18 protein-coding genes are annotated in these 15,299 nt (G+C 71.7%); 4 read left to right on the plus strand and 14 right to left on the minus strand.

What is annotated here, in order from left to right:
• The 8 genes from ABT08_RS12105 to ABT08_RS12140 form a co-directional block, all read right to left on the minus strand.
• Nucleotides 1-324: acylphosphatase (locus ABT08_RS12105; RefSeq protein ID WP_288115118.1), on the minus strand; the 324-nt coding region annotated here is incomplete at its 3' end.
• Nucleotides 325-331: 7 nt separating this feature from the next.
• On the minus strand, nucleotides 332-766 hold the full coding sequence (locus tag ABT08_RS12110) for a NifU-related iron-sulfur-binding protein (protein WP_045247834.1): 435 nt from the start codon (nucleotides 764-766) through the stop codon (nucleotides 332-334).
• Between the two features lie 16 nt (nucleotides 767-782).
• Nucleotides 783-1,988, minus strand: a complete 1,206-nt coding sequence (locus ABT08_RS12115) for a hypothetical protein (RefSeq protein ID WP_288115119.1) — start codon at nucleotides 1,986-1,988, stop codon at nucleotides 783-785.
• On the minus strand, nucleotides 1,985-2,302 hold the full coding sequence (locus ABT08_RS12120) for a hypothetical protein (protein WP_056519401.1): 318 nt from the start codon (nucleotides 2,300-2,302) through the stop codon (nucleotides 1,985-1,987). The genes ABT08_RS12115 and ABT08_RS12120 overlap by 4 nt, the downstream gene beginning before the upstream one ends.
• Complete coding sequence (locus ABT08_RS12125) at nucleotides 2,295-2,819, minus strand: hydrogenase maturation protease (RefSeq protein WP_288115120.1); 525 nt, start codon at nucleotides 2,817-2,819, stop codon at nucleotides 2,295-2,297. Before ABT08_RS12125 ends, ABT08_RS12120 begins: the two co-directional genes overlap by 8 nt.
• Nucleotide 2,820: 1 nt before the next feature.
• On the minus strand, nucleotides 2,821-4,431 hold the full coding sequence (locus ABT08_RS12130) for a nickel-dependent hydrogenase large subunit (RefSeq protein ID WP_288115122.1): 1,611 nt from the start codon (nucleotides 4,429-4,431) through the stop codon (nucleotides 2,821-2,823).
• Between the two features lie 24 nt (nucleotides 4,432-4,455).
• Nucleotides 4,456-5,427, minus strand: coding sequence for an NADH-quinone oxidoreductase subunit B family protein (locus tag ABT08_RS12135; RefSeq protein ID WP_045247832.1), 972 nt, complete (start codon nucleotides 5,425-5,427; stop codon nucleotides 4,456-4,458).
• Nucleotides 5,424-6,020, minus strand: coding sequence for a DUF1641 domain-containing protein (locus ABT08_RS12140; protein ID WP_056207565.1), 597 nt, complete (start codon nucleotides 6,018-6,020; stop codon nucleotides 5,424-5,426). Before ABT08_RS12140 ends, ABT08_RS12135 begins: the two co-directional genes overlap by 4 nt.
• 144 nt (nucleotides 6,021-6,164) lie before the next feature.
• Here ABT08_RS12140 and ABT08_RS12145 point away from each other — a divergent pair, with 144 nt between their 5' ends.
• The 4 genes from ABT08_RS12145 to ABT08_RS12160 all read left to right on the plus strand — a co-directional run bounded on the left by ABT08_RS12145 (nucleotide 6,165) and on the right by ABT08_RS12160 (nucleotide 9,754).
• Entirely contained in the window at nucleotides 6,165-7,160 is a 996-nt protein-coding gene (locus ABT08_RS12145; RefSeq protein WP_169815899.1) for an AraC family transcriptional regulator, read from the plus strand.
• 134 nt (nucleotides 7,161-7,294) lie between these two features.
• A complete protein-coding gene (locus ABT08_RS12150; protein WP_045247830.1) occupies nucleotides 7,295-7,660 on the plus strand; it encodes a hydrogenase maturation nickel metallochaperone HypA in 366 nt (121 codons plus the stop codon).
• Nucleotides 7,661-7,685: 25 nt separating this feature from the next.
• Entirely contained in the window at nucleotides 7,686-8,462 is a 777-nt protein-coding gene (gene hypB, locus ABT08_RS12155; RefSeq protein WP_288115125.1) for a hydrogenase nickel incorporation protein HypB, read from the plus strand.
• Nucleotides 8,463-8,548: 86 nt separating this feature from the next.
• Nucleotides 8,549-9,754, plus strand: a complete 1,206-nt coding sequence (locus ABT08_RS12160) for a pyridoxal phosphate-dependent aminotransferase (protein ID WP_056207570.1) — start codon at nucleotides 8,549-8,551, stop codon at nucleotides 9,752-9,754.
• 70 nt (nucleotides 9,755-9,824) lie between these two features.
• Here the strand turns inward: ABT08_RS12160 and ABT08_RS12165 are convergent, their stop codons facing one another.
• From ABT08_RS12165 to ABT08_RS12190, 6 genes are all read right to left on the minus strand, one after another.
• Nucleotides 9,825-11,372: a trypsin-like peptidase domain-containing protein gene (locus ABT08_RS12165; protein WP_045247822.1), complete on the minus strand. Its 1,548-nt coding sequence runs from the start codon at nucleotides 11,370-11,372 to the stop codon at nucleotides 9,825-9,827.
• Nucleotides 11,369-12,505: a UDP-N-acetylmuramate dehydrogenase gene (locus tag ABT08_RS12170; protein WP_288115127.1), complete on the minus strand. Its 1,137-nt coding sequence runs from the start codon at nucleotides 12,503-12,505 to the stop codon at nucleotides 11,369-11,371. Before ABT08_RS12170 ends, ABT08_RS12165 begins: the two co-directional genes overlap by 4 nt.
• A gap of 3 nt (nucleotides 12,506-12,508) precedes the next feature.
• Entirely contained in the window at nucleotides 12,509-12,913 is a 405-nt protein-coding gene (locus ABT08_RS12175; RefSeq protein WP_288115128.1) for a MaoC/PaaZ C-terminal domain-containing protein, read from the minus strand.
• Nucleotides 12,910-13,356: a MaoC family dehydratase N-terminal domain-containing protein gene (locus ABT08_RS12180; protein WP_056207576.1), complete on the minus strand. Its 447-nt coding sequence runs from the start codon at nucleotides 13,354-13,356 to the stop codon at nucleotides 12,910-12,912. Before ABT08_RS12180 ends, ABT08_RS12175 begins: the two co-directional genes overlap by 4 nt.
• Before the next feature lie 95 nt (nucleotides 13,357-13,451).
• Nucleotides 13,452-14,327 carry a sulfite exporter TauE/SafE family protein gene (locus ABT08_RS12185; RefSeq protein ID WP_353743294.1) on the minus strand — a complete coding sequence of 292 codons (876 nt, stop codon included), beginning with the start codon at nucleotides 14,325-14,327 and terminating at the stop codon, nucleotides 13,452-13,454.
• Nucleotides 14,281-15,299, minus strand: a 1,019-nt coding sequence (locus ABT08_RS12190; RefSeq protein WP_288115132.1) for a chloride channel protein, incomplete at its 5' end; no start/stop codon positions are given. The genes ABT08_RS12185 and ABT08_RS12190, both read right to left, overlap by 47 nt.

The following is a 15,299-nucleotide window of genomic DNA, read 5'->3' on the forward strand; positions in this document are numbered from 1 at the left end:
CAGGGTGCGCGCCCCCTCGACCCGCCGCGAGGGCACGATGCGGAAGCCGCTCTCGTCGGGGATGGTCGCGACCGCGCGAACCTCGACGTCGTCGACCACGGCGAGAGCCGGCGCATCGGCCCGCACCGCGGCGATGAACGCGCCGAGAGCGCCCCGCGTGGCCTGCGCCTCGATGAAGACGCTCTCGTCGTCGTTGCCACACCAGCCGGTCACCCCGTAGGCGGCCGCCACCCGGGCGACGTGCGGCCGGAAGCCGACACCCTGCACCACGCCGCGCACGGTGAGTGCGTGGCGTTCGAGCGAGGGGGATGTCGGGGAGAGCACGTCGACCTCAGTGCGCGCCGCAGCCGCAGCCCTCGGGTCCGCAAGCGTGCGCGCCGACTCCGCAGGCGCCGATCGGCACGGCCCGGGGTCCGCGCAGCATCGCCTCGAGGCTCACGAACGCGGGTCGCCGCTCGACAGGAGCGGCGATCCCGGCCGGGTCGGGCATGCGGATGATGCCGTGCATGCCGAGCAGCATGCGCACGGCCGGGTCGTCGACGAGCTCGAACAGCAGCTCCTTGCCGCGCGGGTCGGCGCGGAGAGTGCGCACGATCGTGGTCAGCGCGTCCTTCGCGAGCGCGTCGGCGGCGAGCGCGAACTCGTCCGCGACCGCGCGACTCTCCGGAGACAGCTCGGCGAGGGCCGCGACGGCCCGGTCGAGCCGCGTGGCGGCGGCGTCGAGGTCGACGGTCTCGTCGGCGGGGGTGGGGGCGATGGTGGTCATGCGGGGCATCCTCTTCTCAGTCGTCGGCGCCCACGGCGATCAGGCTGCCGCGCAGATCGCGCACGATCGCGGCGGAGCTCTCATCGCCCTTCGACGCGAACAGGAACTCGGCCTCATCGAAGCGCTCGCGCGCATCGCCGAGCAGACCCAGGTGCGCGAGCGCGTTGCCCTGGTTCGACAGCACCCGCGCGCGCCCGAGGGCGTCCTTCTTCGGCGAACGGGTGCGCAGCACCACCTCGTACAGGTCGACGGCCTCCATGAGGTGGTCGCGCTGCTTCGCGGACGGAGCGTAGACGAGCGCGTTCGCGAGATTCAGACGGGCGCTCGCCCATTCCTCGGCGTCGCGCTCCTCGTCGAGCAGCCGCACCGCGGTGCGCAGCGACTGCAGGGCGATGCCGACCCGCAGGTGATCGGCGTCCGAGACGATCGGGGCCGCGAGGTAGGCGGTGCCGAGGTTCAGATGGATGCGCGCGAACAGCGACCGCTGCCCGACCTCGTCGATGCGGCGCAGCGCCTCCGTGTAGCCCGCGATCGCGTCGCCGAGCGAGATCGCGTCGCCGAGCGAGCGGCGTCCCTCGATCGCGAGGCCGTGCACGAGCCCGGCACGGTGGAAGAAGGCCTCCGCGGCCGCCGCCGGCAGGTCGGTGCCGCGCAGCAGCGCGACCGCCTCCTCGGCGTCGACCAGATCGTGGCCGCGGTCGGCGAGCTCGCTCAGCACCACGCCGGCGAGCGCCGGGGCGACGTCGCGGGCGGCGTCGGCGGCGAGCCGCAGGTGGGCGAGGGCCACGGGCTCGTCGCCGTCGGCGAGGGCGGCGGCGGCCTCCGCGGTGCCGACGAGCGCGGCCAGCTCGCCGTGGAGCCCCTCGGACGTCGGCGGCACGCTCGTCAGCCCCACCGTGTAGGCGACGTGATCGACGAGCGGGCGCCAGTCGTCGCCGACGGCGGCCGCGGCCTCCGACCGGCTCACGCGCTCGGGGTCGAGCACGAACAGGTTGTAGCGGTCGACGGGGTCGTCGGAGTCCGCGAACCAGGCGGCGGCCTCGTCGAGGCGGCCCTCGTGCACGAGACGCACCCCCTCGAGGCGGGCCGGCCAGGTCTCCGGCAGGATGCCGCGCACGAGCGCGGTGCGCGCGGCATCCGTCTCCTCACCCCCGGCGATCAGCAGAAGACCCGCGGGGAACGGGAACGCGCCCAGTGCCTGGGGACGGGCGATGCCGGTCACGACGTCGCCCCCGCGGGAATGGTGAGCCGGCGGCGCTTCGCCGACCACTCGGCGTCGACGGGGCCGACGGTGAACTCGTCCGAGAGGGCCTCGCGCAGCAGCGCGCTGCGGTCGCCGAGCAGGTTGCGCTGCTTCATCATGATGCCGTTCGGGGCGGCGACCCCGACCGGCATGATGACGATGTGCGCCGGGTCGGTGCGCAGCGCCGCCAGTCTGTCGTCGGGGAAATGGGCGCGCGCGAACGCCGCCGGCAACCGCAGATGCCCCTCGGCGGTGAACTCGACCGTCACGGTCTCGACGGCGACGTCAGGCATACTCGGCGATCCTCTCGGTGACCAGCGCCACGGCCCGCTCGACACCGCGCTCGACCGCGGGGCTGAGCGCGTCGCCGTAGCCGAACGAGGCGCCCTCGATCAGCACCACGTCGACCTCGGCGGGGAAGTACGGACCCAGCAGCCACCGCGCGAACGCGATGGCGTGGTCCCAGCGGAAGTCGTGGCTGCCCAGCGTGCCGGCCGCCGGAAGCCCCGCAACCACGTCGCCCGGCACCGCGTACAGCGTGCCGGGCTCGGCGCCCGTGCTCGCGGCATCCACGATCAGCACCCGGTCGGCGCGCTGCATCTGGAAGGCGACATCCATCCCGCTCGTGCCGCCGTCGGCGAGCCGCACGCTCTCGGGGAGGGCGCCCGCCTCCCACAGCCGCCGCACCACCACGGGTCCGGCGGCGTCGTCGCCGCGCAGCACGTTGCCGCAGCCGATCACCAGGAGGTCGAGCCGCGGCCCCGCCACCTCATCGAGCAGCTCGTACGGAGCCGGTCCTGCGCCGGTCACATCACACCATGCTGTTGATCACGAACGACGACAGCTCGCGACCGGTCTTGCCGTCGTACGCGTGCACGGTGCACACGATGCAGGCGTCGAAGCTGCGGGTGACGTGCCCGAGCTCGATCGGATCCTCGGGGTTGTGGATCGGCGTGCCGATGAGGGCCTTCTCGATCGGGCCGACGACGGCGTCCTTGTCGCGGGGGCCGAGGTTCCACGCGCTCGGGGTGATCACGTTGTAGTTCGCGATCTTGCCGTCCTCGATGACGATCCAGTCCTGCAGCGCGCCGCGCGCGGCCTCCGTGCCGCCGTAGCCGCGGGCCGACACCGGGTCGACCGGGGTCTGGTAGAACGACCCGTGCAGGTCGATCTCGCCGAGCCACTGCAGCACCTTCTCGTAGTACTTCGGCGCCTCGTGCATGCGGGCGAGCTGCCGCACCAGCACCGACGGGCCCTTCTTGGCCAGCACGTCGGTGAACAGCGGGTCGTAGTCCTGGAAGTCGGATGTCGCGGGCTTGCCGGCGACGATCTGCCGGGCGAGAGGCCCCGCCTCCAGCGGCAGGCGTCCGATGCCGGGCACGTCGTAGCGGGGCGACTTGGCGAACGAGTACTTGTCCTCCTTCGCACCGATGAACGGGTCGATCGCGTTCTGATCGCCGTCGAACGGGTGCACGTTGTCGGATCCGCGGTAGAACGAGTGCGCGACATCCTCGGACACCCGTGCCTGGTCGTACTCGAAGTGCTGCCCGCCCGCGTAGACGCCGGAGCGCACGATGAGTCCCGCGTTGCGGCCCTCGATCGTCGGACGGTCGTAGGACGCCGGGTCGAAGTAGGTGCCCGAGGCGATGTAGTTGCCCCAGCCCTGCCCGTAGGTGTCGAGGCCGATGTCGAGCGCGAACCGGATGAAGAAGCCGCAGTCGGAGTTGCGCTGCGCGTGGTTCTCGTCGACCCAGGCCAGCACGTCCTCCCAGGTGCGGTTCTCGAGCCAGCGCTCGACCGACGACCCGAGCCACTGCTTCTCGAGCCAGTTGTCCTTCCAGTTCTTCAGGATCGCGACCGAGCGCGTCACGTCGCTCAGCGTCGGGGCGCCCATGATGCCGCCCGGCACCATGAACGACGAGTGCGGCCACTGCCCGCCGAAGATCGCGTAGATCTCGACCGGCTTCTGGCTGAGCACGACGCCCGGCTGGTAGCTCGTGCCGACGTACGGCGCGAACCGGCGCACGGCCTCCTCGTACAGCGGCGAGCTCTTGTACTTCTCGTTGACGAGGTCGATCGCGAAGATCGCGTAGAAGTAGCGCGGGATCGACTGCAGCGTCTCCACCGCCTGGGCGATGTTGCGCACGAGCGTCGCGTTGTGCGGCACGAAGGTCTGGAACGCGGTGTCGAGCGCGTAGCACGCCTTGTAGAGGTGGCTGCCGCCGCAGATGCCGCAGATGCGCGGCGTCATGATGAGGCCGGCGCGCATGTCCTTGCCTCGCAGGATCGTCTCGAACCCGCGGAACATCTGACACTGCGTCCAGGCGTCGGTGACGACGCCGTCCTCGATCGTGACGCGCACGTCCAGGTCACCCTCGACGCGGCCGAGGGGGCTGACGTGGAGATCGATGGTCGAACTCATGATCCGGATGCCTCTTCCTGCCCGTCAGACGACGAACATGTCTTCCTTCGACCACTTCGGGGCAGAGATGCGTGCCGCCGCAGCCATCGCGAGGTAGGTGACGTGGTCCTCCCCGGGCGGGAGGTCCTTCGGGATCGCCCCGGCGATGAGCTGGGTGGCGAACACGGTGCCGGGCGCGAGGTCCGCGTGGGGGAACTCGGGCTCGGTGCAACCGAGGCAGGGCATGCCGGCGCGGGTCTTGGACGACTGTCGGTTCCACAGGATGCGGTTGCAGGGCGCGTGGGTCATCGGGCCGCGGCATCCGAACTCGTAGAACAGACAGCCCGTTCGGGTGCCTTCGCCGAAGGCCAGGGTGGACTGCTTGAACTCGAAGAACGTGTTGCGCGTGCAGCCGTTGTGCACGAACTGGGTGAAGAAGGTCTGCGGGCGACCGAGGTCGTCGAGGGCGATGTCGCCGGCGCGGCCGGTGGCGAGGGCGACGATGATCTGCGTGATCCAGTCGGGGTGCGCGGGGCAGCCGGGGATGTTCACGACCGGCAGGCCCGACTTCGACACCCAGTCGGCGCCGAGGTAGCCGCCGCGGGCCTTGCGGTGGAACTGCAGGCCGGTCGATCCGCTCGGGTTCGGGGCGACCGCCGGGAGACCTCCGAACGCCGCACAGTCGCCGATGGCGACGACGATGGATGCCGCGGCCGCGAGCTCGGTGACCCAGTCCTTCATGGGACGGTCGGCGAACAGGTCGAAGCGGCCGGTGCCGTCGGGGCCCTCGATGACGCTTCCCTCGAAGACGAAGATGTCGAGGGGGCGGGTGCCGTCGACGCAGTCGGTGAAGATCTTCTTCGCCGCCGCGCCCGCCTCGACGCCGAGCGAGGGATGCCACAGCACCTCGAGCCCGAAGTCGACGATGAGGTCGACGACGCTGGGCTCGTCGGCATTGAGGAACGACATGGTGTTCCCCGAACAGGCTCCGCCTTGGAGCCACAGCACACTGGTCACGCGGTCTTCCCCTCTTCCTGGGCATCATCTGCGGCGCCCTCTGCGCGCAGCGACCGGCCGAGTTCCTTCACGATGCGCAGCGCGAACACGAGTCCGCGGCGCACATCGGGGTCGTTCGCCATCCCGGCGATCTTCATGAGTCCCGCCGGCTTCTGGTCGGCCTCCTCGGTCGCCTGCCGCTGTGCCCGGTGCACACCCTCGGCGACCCGCCAGGTGAGATCGAGCAGGGCGGGATCGAGCAGTCCGGAGCGGTTCAGCCGTTCGACGAGGTCGACGTCGGCGATGTGCTCGACGAGCGGCAGGGTCTGGTCGGCGAGCTTCACGAACTTCGGCACCGCGTCGACGACGCGCTTGCCGACGGGGCTCGCGGTGACCATCGCGACGGCCTCGTGGTAGCTGACGGCCACGTTGTCGATGATGTTGTCGGAGTGGGCGAAGAACCCGGCGACGACGTCGAGCAGGCCCGCGACCATCTCGGCGTTGTCGAGCAGGTGGTTCAGGGTCGCGACGGTGCCGGGATCGCTGAGGCGCTGCTGCAGGCGGATCGCATCGGCGTCCGACGCGCCGACGACGTCGAGGACGGGTGCGCTCATGGCCTCTCTCCTTCGCTGGGGCGAGCCGGTTCGGTCGCAGCCGACGCCCTGGCGGGCTGCGCATTGGGGTCAATGTAGGCCGGTGCCTCACGGCGGCATATCCGGATAGCGCCGTGAATATCCGCGGAGCGCACAATGGGTGTCGTGACGAGCGACCGCGCCCTCCGCGTGCCCCCTGCGCTGACGGGTGCGCCGCTGGTGCGCACCGACGATGCGGGCGTCGCCGCCGGCGCCCTGCACGACCTGCTCGGCCGGGGCGTCGTCGCCCCCCACGATGCCCGGGAACGCCTCGACCTGGTCGTCGCCGCGCGCCGCTTCGGCACGGTGACCCTCGCCCACCTCGATGTGGGAGCGGCCGCGACCGTCGATGTGCCCGCGAGCGCCGACGCGGTGACCGTGCATATGAACCAGGCGCGCACCTCGACGACCCGTGTCGCCGGGAACGAGCTCACGACGTCGTCGGTGCAGGCGGTCGTCGTGTCCCCCGGCATGCCGGTGCGCCTCGAGCTCGCACCCGAGTCGCCGCGGCTGCTCGTGCGCGTGGAGCGCCGCGCGGTCGAGGATGCGCTGGCCCGCATGCTCGGCCGCCGCCTCGACGAGCCGGTGCGCTTCGCGCCGCTGTTCGATCTCTCCGGGCCCGAGACCATCCGGTGGAGCATCGCTGTGCAGCTGCTCAGCACCGAGTCGATGATGGATGCCTCGCTGCTGCAGGCGCCTCTCGGCCGCCAGAGCATCGAGGACCTGCTCGTCTCGTCGCTCCTGCTGCTGCAGCCCTCGAACCACTCGCCCCTGCTGCAGGCTCCCACCTCTGGCACGGCGCTCATGCAGGACGCCCTCGACCACATCGAGCGGCATCTCGCCGAGCCGTTCTCGATCGACGATCTCGCCGCGGCGGTGCACGCGTCCGCTCGCCACGTTCAGCAGACCTTCCGGGCGCGACTGGGCACGACACCCGGCGCCTATGTGCGGCGGCAACGCCTGCTGCGGGTGCGCGCCGACCTGCTCGCGGGCGACGCGCGCCGCGGCACGAGCGTCGCCGGCGTCGCCGAGCGGTGGGGCTTCGGCCACGGCGGCCGCTTCGCCGGCTGGTACCGCGAGGAGTTCGGCGAGACGCCCGCCGAGACACTGCACCGGGGCTGAGCGGGCTCGGCGACCGCCCCGGCGCCCGTGTCGCGCTGGGGATTCTCACGGCGATCGCCACTCCCGCTGCCGCGGTGGGCGTCCTAGGGTGACCAGCACGCGGCATCCGCCGCGCACCCGAGGGAGGGCCGCCGATGCACGAGCTGTCGCTGTGCCGGTCGATCGCCGGCATCGCCACGCGCGCCGCCGGCGGGAGGCGGGTCGAACGCGTGCAGCTCGACGTCGGGCACCTTCGTCAGGTCGTGCCCGAGACACTCGTCTACTGCTGGGGAGTCGTCTGCGAGCAGACCCCTCAGCTGGCGGGCTCGCGGCTGGATGTGACATCCATCCCCGCCGTGCTCGACTGCCGGCGCTGTGGGGCCGAGACGACGCTCACGGGCCTCCCGATCATCGTGTGCAGCGCGTGCGGCACGAACGATGTGGCCGTGCGCTCGGGTGAGGAGTTCCTGGTGCGATCGATGGATGTCGCCACGACAGAGGGGTACGACCGAGATGGGTAGATTCCACCGCCACGACGATGGCACCGTGCACAGCCACGACCACGAGCACACGCATGGCGACGTGCATGACCACGCGCACGGCGACCACGACCACGACCACATCGGCGACCACTCCGGCTACGAGACCGGCAGCGAGCGCATCGAGGTGCTCGAGCGCATCTTCGACGAGAACGACGCCGCCGCCGCCCGCAACCGCGCCGCCCTCGACGGCGCGGGCGTCGTCGCCGTCAACGTGATGTCCTCCCCCGGCGCGGGCAAGACCGCGCTGCTCGAGCGCACCCTCGCCGACCTCGGCGCGCACGTGCGGTTCGGCATCGTCGAGGGCGACATCGAGACCTCGCTCGACGCCGACCGCCTCGACGGCCACGGCGCCCAGATCTCGCTGCTGAACACCGGCAACGGCTTCGGCGGAGAATGCCACCTCGACGCCCCCATGGTGCACCGGGCGCTGCACGGCCTCGACCTCGACGCCCTCGACGTGGTGCTGATCGAGAACGTCGGCAACCTCGTCTGCCCCGCGGAGTTCGACACCGGCGCACACCATCGCGCCATGGTCGCGAGCGTGACCGAGGGTGAGGACAAGCCGCTGAAGTACCCCGTCATGTTCCGCTCGGTCGACGTCGTGGTCGTCAACAAGATCGATCTGCTCCCCCACCTCGACTTCGACCTCGACCTGTTCCTCGCGAACGTGCGCGCCGTCAACCCGACGGCCCGCATCATCCTCACGAGCGCGCGCACCGGCGAAGGACTCGACGAGTGGGAGGGATGGCTGAGCTCGCTCGCTCCGAGCAGGGATGGCTGAGCTCGCTCGCTCCGAGCACGGTCGACGCGCGCTGAGCACGCGACACGCCCGGGTGCGAGACCCGTCGGGCGACTACGCTCGAGAGCGTGTCTGAACGCGCTCCGCTGTCCCGCAAGCTCTCCGCCATCGCCGAGTCCGCCACGCTGAAGGTCGACGCCAAGGCCAAGGCCCTTCAGGCCGCCGGCCGCCCGGTGATCTCCTACGCGGCCGGAGAGCCCGACTTCGCGACGCCGTCGTTCATCGTGGATGCCGCGGCCCACGCACTCGAAGACCCCGCGAACTTCCGCTACACCCCCGCGGTCGGCCTCCCGGTGCTCCGCGAGGCGATCGCCGCGAAGACCCTGCGCGACTCCGGTCTCGAGGTGGACCCGTCGCAGATCATCGTCACCAACGGCGGCAAGCAATCGGTGTACCAGGCCTTCCAGGCGGTCGTGAACCCCGGCGACGAGGTGCTGCTGCCGGCGCCCTACTGGACCACCTACCCCGAGGCCATCCGTCTCGCCGACGGGATCCCCGTCGAGGTGTTCGCCGGCGCCGACCAGGACTACAAGGTGACCGTCGAGCAGCTCGAGGCGGCCCGCACCGCGCGCACCACCGTGCTCGTCTTCGTGTCGCCGTCGAACCCCACCGGCTCCGTGTACACCCCCGACGAGACCCGCGCGATCGCCGAGTGGGCCCTCGAGCACGGCATCTGGATCATCTCCGACGAGATCTACCAGAACCTCGTCTACGAGGGCGCGCGCGCGGCATCCGTCGTCGAGGTGGTTCCCGAGGTCGCCGGCCAGACCATCCTCGTCAACGGCGTCGCGAAGACCTACGCCATGACCGGATGGCGCGTGGGCTGGATGGTCGGCCCGAAGGACGCCATCACGCTCGCCGCCAACCTGCAGTCGCATCTGTCGAGCAACGTCAACAACATCGCCCAGCGGGCGGCGCTCGCCGCGCTGACCGGCCCCCAGACCGAGGCCGAGGAGTTCCGGCAGGCCTTCGACCGACGCCGGCGCCTCATGGTCGCCGAGCTCGCGAAGATCCCGGGCGTCACGGTGCCGAACCCGCTCGGCGCGTTCTACGTCTACCCGGATGTCACGGGGCTGCTCGGCCGCGAGTGGGGCGGCGTCACGCCCACCTCATCGCTCGAGCTCGCCGACCTCATCCTCGAGCAGGCCGAGGTCGCCGTGGTCCCCGGTGAGGCGTTCGGCCCGAGCGGCTACCTGCGGCTGTCGTACGCGCTCGGCGACGACGCGCTGCTCGAGGGCGTGCACCGCCTGCAGCGCCTTTTCGGCGCCGCCTGACCGGGGTCGCAGCCTGACCGACCGCGGCAGAACCGAGGTCGCGGCCTGACCGCGGTCGTTGCGGGGCGCGTCAGCGGATCGTCGCGCCCGGCGTCGGCGTCGGCGTCGCCGGATCGATGATGTGGTCGACGACGGGCGACTTGTTGCCCGCCACGTCGAAGCCGTAGGCACAGAACCGCAGCGGCAGCGCGCCGCGCTCGTACAGGAACGGCTGACGGTAGGCCTCGGAGTAGCCGGTCGGATCCGCACAGACCGTCTCGGACGGGTCGCCGAACTTCACCCAGACGCTCGACATGTCGGGCAGGTCGAAGACCGGCTCCACGAGCACCCCGCCATCGGCGAAGCGCTGCACCGTGAGCTCGGGGCCGTCGGTGGGGGCGACGGTGTCGATCGAGAACACGATGCGGGCGGCGTTCGCCTCATCCCCCGGCACCGCGATGCACGCCACCACGAACGAGTTGGTCGTCGGCAGTGCCACCGGCACGACGCGCTCATCGCCGGGATCGAGGATGTAGCGCCGCCCGGCGTCGTACGTCGATGCATCAGTGCACGTCGCGGCATCCGCGATCGGCACGTTCAGCTGCACCTCGAGTCCTGCCGTCGTCGCGGCCTGGAGGGTGAGGGACGGGGTTCGTCCGGTGCCGTCCTGCCCGTCGCCGCCGAAGATGCCGCCGCCGTCGATGCTCCACTGCGCGTCGGAGAGACCGCACCCCGAGCCGAGCGCGAACCGCCCGGTCGCGAAGCAGCCGGACACGGATGCCACGGGCATGCTGTAGCTGGAGTCGGCGACGAACGTGGCACCGTCGGAGCCGACCTCGCAGGGTCGCCCGACGTAGCAGGAGGATCCGCGGCCGGTCGGCACGCCCACGTTCGTCGTGCCGATCATGCCGACCACCTGGCCGTCGGCGATGAGCGGGGCGCCGGCGGTTCCGCCGATCACGCCGGGACACGGCGTCGAGAGCGCACCGAACCACAGCCACTTGTACTCGAGCACGGTGCGCGTCGCACCGATCGTGCACTCGCCCTTGCGCATCACGCGATCCGCCTCGGGGAGGTCCTCCGTGGGCACCGCCACGTTCGTGACGGCGATGCCCTGGTCGGGCACTGTCGAGGAGACGGTGAGGGGTGTCACACCCTTCGCGGCCAGATCGGCCAGCGAGGCGTCGAGGCGGAGCACGGCGATGTCGTCACCTCGGCGCGTGGCGTACTCGACGCGCGCGATGTTCGACGTCACGATCGCATCGCTCGAGGCGCCGGTGATGTCGAGGAAGCGGGCCGTGCCGCGACCGGGCTGGTCGACGATCGTCTCGTTCGCCTCGCTCTGGGCGTCGAGGCCCGCGCAGCGACCGGTGGTCAGCACGTATGCCGGAGCGGATGCGGCATCCGTCGCCGATGTCGGGATCGAGATCAGGGTTCCGGTGCAGTCCAGGGCGCCACTGAGCCGCGCGACCGCCGTGTACGACGGCAGCTCGGCAGCGGTCACCGGCGTCGCGGGCTGGGCGGGCGGCGTCGCCGACGGCGAGGGAGTCGCGGGTCCGAGCGCATCGCCGGTGCACCCCGACAGCACGATCGCGAGGGCGAGGGTCGCGATCGCCGCGGCACGGCGCCGCGCGCTCACAGCTCCACCCCGACGAGCACGGGCTCGGGCTGCAGCTCGATGCCGAAGTCGGCCGCGACCCGCTGCTGCACGAACCGGGCCAGCTCGGCGACCTCGGCGGCCGTGCCGTCCTCGCGGTTCGTCAGGGCGAGGGCGTGTTTCGACGAGACGAAGGCGCGGGAGCGGCCCAGCCGCATCCCCTTGCGGATGCCGGCGTTCTCGATCAGCCACGCGGCGCTCAGCTTGTACTGCACGTTGCGGGGCGCCGCGCGGGGGACGTACCCGTCGTATGCCGCCAACGGAATGACGATGACGGGCTCGCGGGTCGACTCCATCGGCCACCGCGGGCAGGCATCGGGAAGGCTGCGGGCGAACTGCTCGGACACGATCGGGTTCTGGAAGAACGACCCGGCGCTGCGCGTGTCGGGGTCGGCCTCATCGAGCACCATCCCCTTCGCACGCCGGGTCTGCAGCACCAGATCGCGCACCTCCGCGAGCGAGAGCTCGGCGCCCGCCGCGACCGGCAGCGCCTGGCGCAGCCGGTCGGAGGTCAGCGGGCGCGGGGCGGTGCCGATGTCCGCGAGGTCGAGGGTGACGGTGAGGATGACGGCACGCCGGGCGGGCACCGATCCGTAGTGGTGCTTGAGCACCGACGTGCGGAAACCGAGGCCCAGCTCGCCCGCGGGCACTTCCACGACCTCGCCGGTCGTCTCGTCGATCAGCTCGACGGCGACGAGCGTGTCGGCGATCTCCTGCCCGTACGCGCCGACGTTCTGCACCGGCGCGGCGCCCACGGTTCCCGGGATGCCCGACATGCCCTCGATGCCCGACAGCCCCCACGCGACGCTCTGTGCGACCAGATCGTCCCAGGCGTGACCCGCCTGCACCCGCAGTCGTGCGATGCCCGGTTCCGGGGCTGCGAGCCGCTCGACGCCCGCTGAGCGCACCCGCACGACCGTTCCCTCGAATGGCTCGTCCCCGACGAGCAGGTTCGAGCCGCCGCCCAGCACGAGCCAGTCGTCGCCGCTCGCCCAGACGTCGCGCAGCACCGTCACGAGCTCGTCGCGGGTGAGCGCGTCGATCATGCGCTCGGGGGCGCCACCGGTGCGGAGGGTCGTGAGCTGCGCGAGCGGCAGCGGGTCGATCTCGGGCATGGGTCAGGCGGTGCGCACCCGCACCTGGGCCTTGCCCAGCACGGTCGTCTCGCCGAAGGTCACGGTGAGGTCGATGCGGGCCTCCCCGTCGCTGACGGCGACGACGGCCGCCACGACGTGCACATCGGCACCGTCCTCCGCGTCGACCAGCACGGGCCGGGTGAAACGCACCCCGTACTCGAGGATGCGTCCGGCGTCACCGAGCCACGGCACGACGGTCTCGACAGCGAGGCCCATCGTGAGCATGCCGTGTGCGAGGACGCCGGGAAGACCCACGCGCTGGGCGATGTCGTCGCGATAGTGGATGGGGTTGAAATCTCCCGACGCGCCCGCGTAGCGCACGAGCGCCTCGCGGGTCAGGTGCACGTCGCGCTCCGCGACGACGTCGCCGATCTGCAGGTCGGTCATTCGTCGCCTCCCACGAGAAGGATGGATGTCGCGGTCACGACGTGTGCGCCCGAGGCATCCGTGACCTCGGCCTCGCTGGTCACCATCGCACCCTTGCCGACGGCGCGGACGCCCGTGACCGACAGCGTGCCGACGAGCTCGTCGCCGGCGACGATAGGCCGTGTGTAGCGGAAGCGCTGCTCGGCGTGGATGAGGCGCTCGAGCACGATGCCCGAGTCGGGCTCGGCGAGCAGCTGCTGCAGGGTGAGGTCCTGGATGACCATCGCGAAGGTCGGCGGGGCGACCACGTCGGCGTAGCCGAGCGCCTGGGCGGCAGCCGGGTCGACGTGCTGGGGGTCGGTGGCGAAGACGGCGCGCGCGAACTCGCGCACCTTCTCACGGCCGACGATGTACGGGGCGGTCGGCGGGAAGACGCGGCCGACGAGCTCGGTGTTCACGGGCACCCGATCATCCTACCGAGGGGGCCCGGCCGCGCCCGGGAGGACGCTGGAGGTGCGCACCGTGGACGTCGGGGCGCGTCGGGGGTGCGCCTCCGGCGTCAGCGCGCCCGGCGCGCCGTGAGCGCCTTGCGCGCCATCTGCACCGCGATGAAGACGAGGTAGGCGGCGAGCAGCACGTTGCCGACGAAGGGATCGACGATCGTCGCGACCCACGCCCCGAGGGCGGTGGTGGCGCACGCGGCGATGCCGATGATCAGGCCTGCGGCGAGGTCGACGTTGTGGCGGCGGAGGTTGCCGACGGTGCCCGAGATCGCCGTCGGGATCATCATGAGCAGCGACGTGCCCTTGGCGATCAGGTCGCTCGCGCCGAACGCGAGCATGAGCACCGGGGTGACGACGATACCGCCGCCGACCCCGATGAGGCCCGAGACGACGCCGGTGACGACGCCCAGGGCGACGAGGGCGATCGCGGTGTACCACGCGACGTCGAAGGGCTCGCCGCGGGAGGGGATGACGAGGAAGAGGCTCACGACGACGACCGCGAGGAACGCCACGAAACCCCAGCGCAACGCGTTCCGCGACACCTTCGGCAGCAGCCAGGTGCCGATCTGGGCGCCCACGACAGCGCCCGCGGCGAGCAGCAGCGCGGGGATCCACGCGACCGATCCGTGCACCGCGTAGGAGATCACCCCGACGGCAGAGGTCGGCACGATGGCCGCGAGCGAGGTGCCGGCGGCGCGCCGCTGGTCGAAGCCGAGCAGCAGCACGAGCAGGGGCACGATGACCGTGCCGCCGCCGACGCCGAACAGGCCCGAGAGGAAGCCCGAGAGGAGCCCGATGCCGATGCACGCGAGCACGAGGCGGCACGAGCGGGAGGCGGGGGCGGCGGGGAGCGACATCCTTCGGAGCCTAACCGCCCCGCCGGCGCTACTCGCGGCCGGGGTCGATCGGCGCGAAGCGGCCGAGGGCGCCACGGCCGACGAGACGGGATGCCGCGAGCGAGCCGGCGACCGCGAGGAAGATCGGCACGAGCAGGTCGAACCCGGTTCCGGTGAAGCCGACGATCAGCGCGATCGCCGTGAAGGGGGCCCGCATGTTGGAGGCGAGGAAGGCGGCCGCCGCGACGATCGCGAGCGCCGTGCCGTCGGCGCCCGGCCAGATGAACGCCCATCCGGCCGCGGCCGCCGCTCCGAGCGCCGCACCGATCGCGACGGAGGGCTGCAGGGTGCCGCCGATCGCGCCCGAGCCCAGCGAGATCGAGGTGGCGACGTACTTGAGCACGGCGAGCACGAGCAGCAGCAGTGCGGGCTGCGACAGGTCGAAGCCGGCGGTCGCGAGCGCACGCCCGTTGCCGAGTATCAGCGGGAACACGATGCCGACGGCACCGACGGCGGCGAAGACGACCGGAAGCGCGACGAGCAGCCTCCAACCGGTGGGCCGCAGCCCGGAGAGCCGCTTGGTGGTCGCGGCGAACCCGGTGGCACCGAGACCCATGAGGGGGCCGATGATGATCGCGGCGACGATGAGGGACGCATTCACCTCGACGGATGCCACGTGGTAGAGCGACTCGTCGGGCACGAGCGGGCGCGCGACGAGCGTCGCGATGGCGCTGACCGAGAGGGCTGTCACCGCCGCACCGATGCTGAACTGGGCCAGCAGGATCTCGACCGCGAACAGCGCACCGCCGAGCGGCACGTTGTAGACGGCGGCGAGGCCCGCGCCGGCGGCGGAGGCGATGAGGATGCGGCGCCAGCGGGCGTCGAGTCCGAACCACCGCACGATCTTCGAGCCCGCCATGGCCGAGAGCTCGCGCGGGGCGACCTCCTTGCCGATGGAGGCACCGAGACCCACGGATGCCACCTGCAGCACCGTGTCGATGAGCGTCTCCCACCACGGCATGGGCGTGCCGGCGACGCCCTCCTCGACGCTGGCGATGCGGCGACCGA

The organism is Microbacterium sp. SCN 71-21 (assembly GCF_001725695.1).
GTDB classification, from domain to species: Bacteria; Actinomycetota; Actinomycetes; order Actinomycetales; family Microbacteriaceae; genus Microbacterium; species Microbacterium ginsengisoli.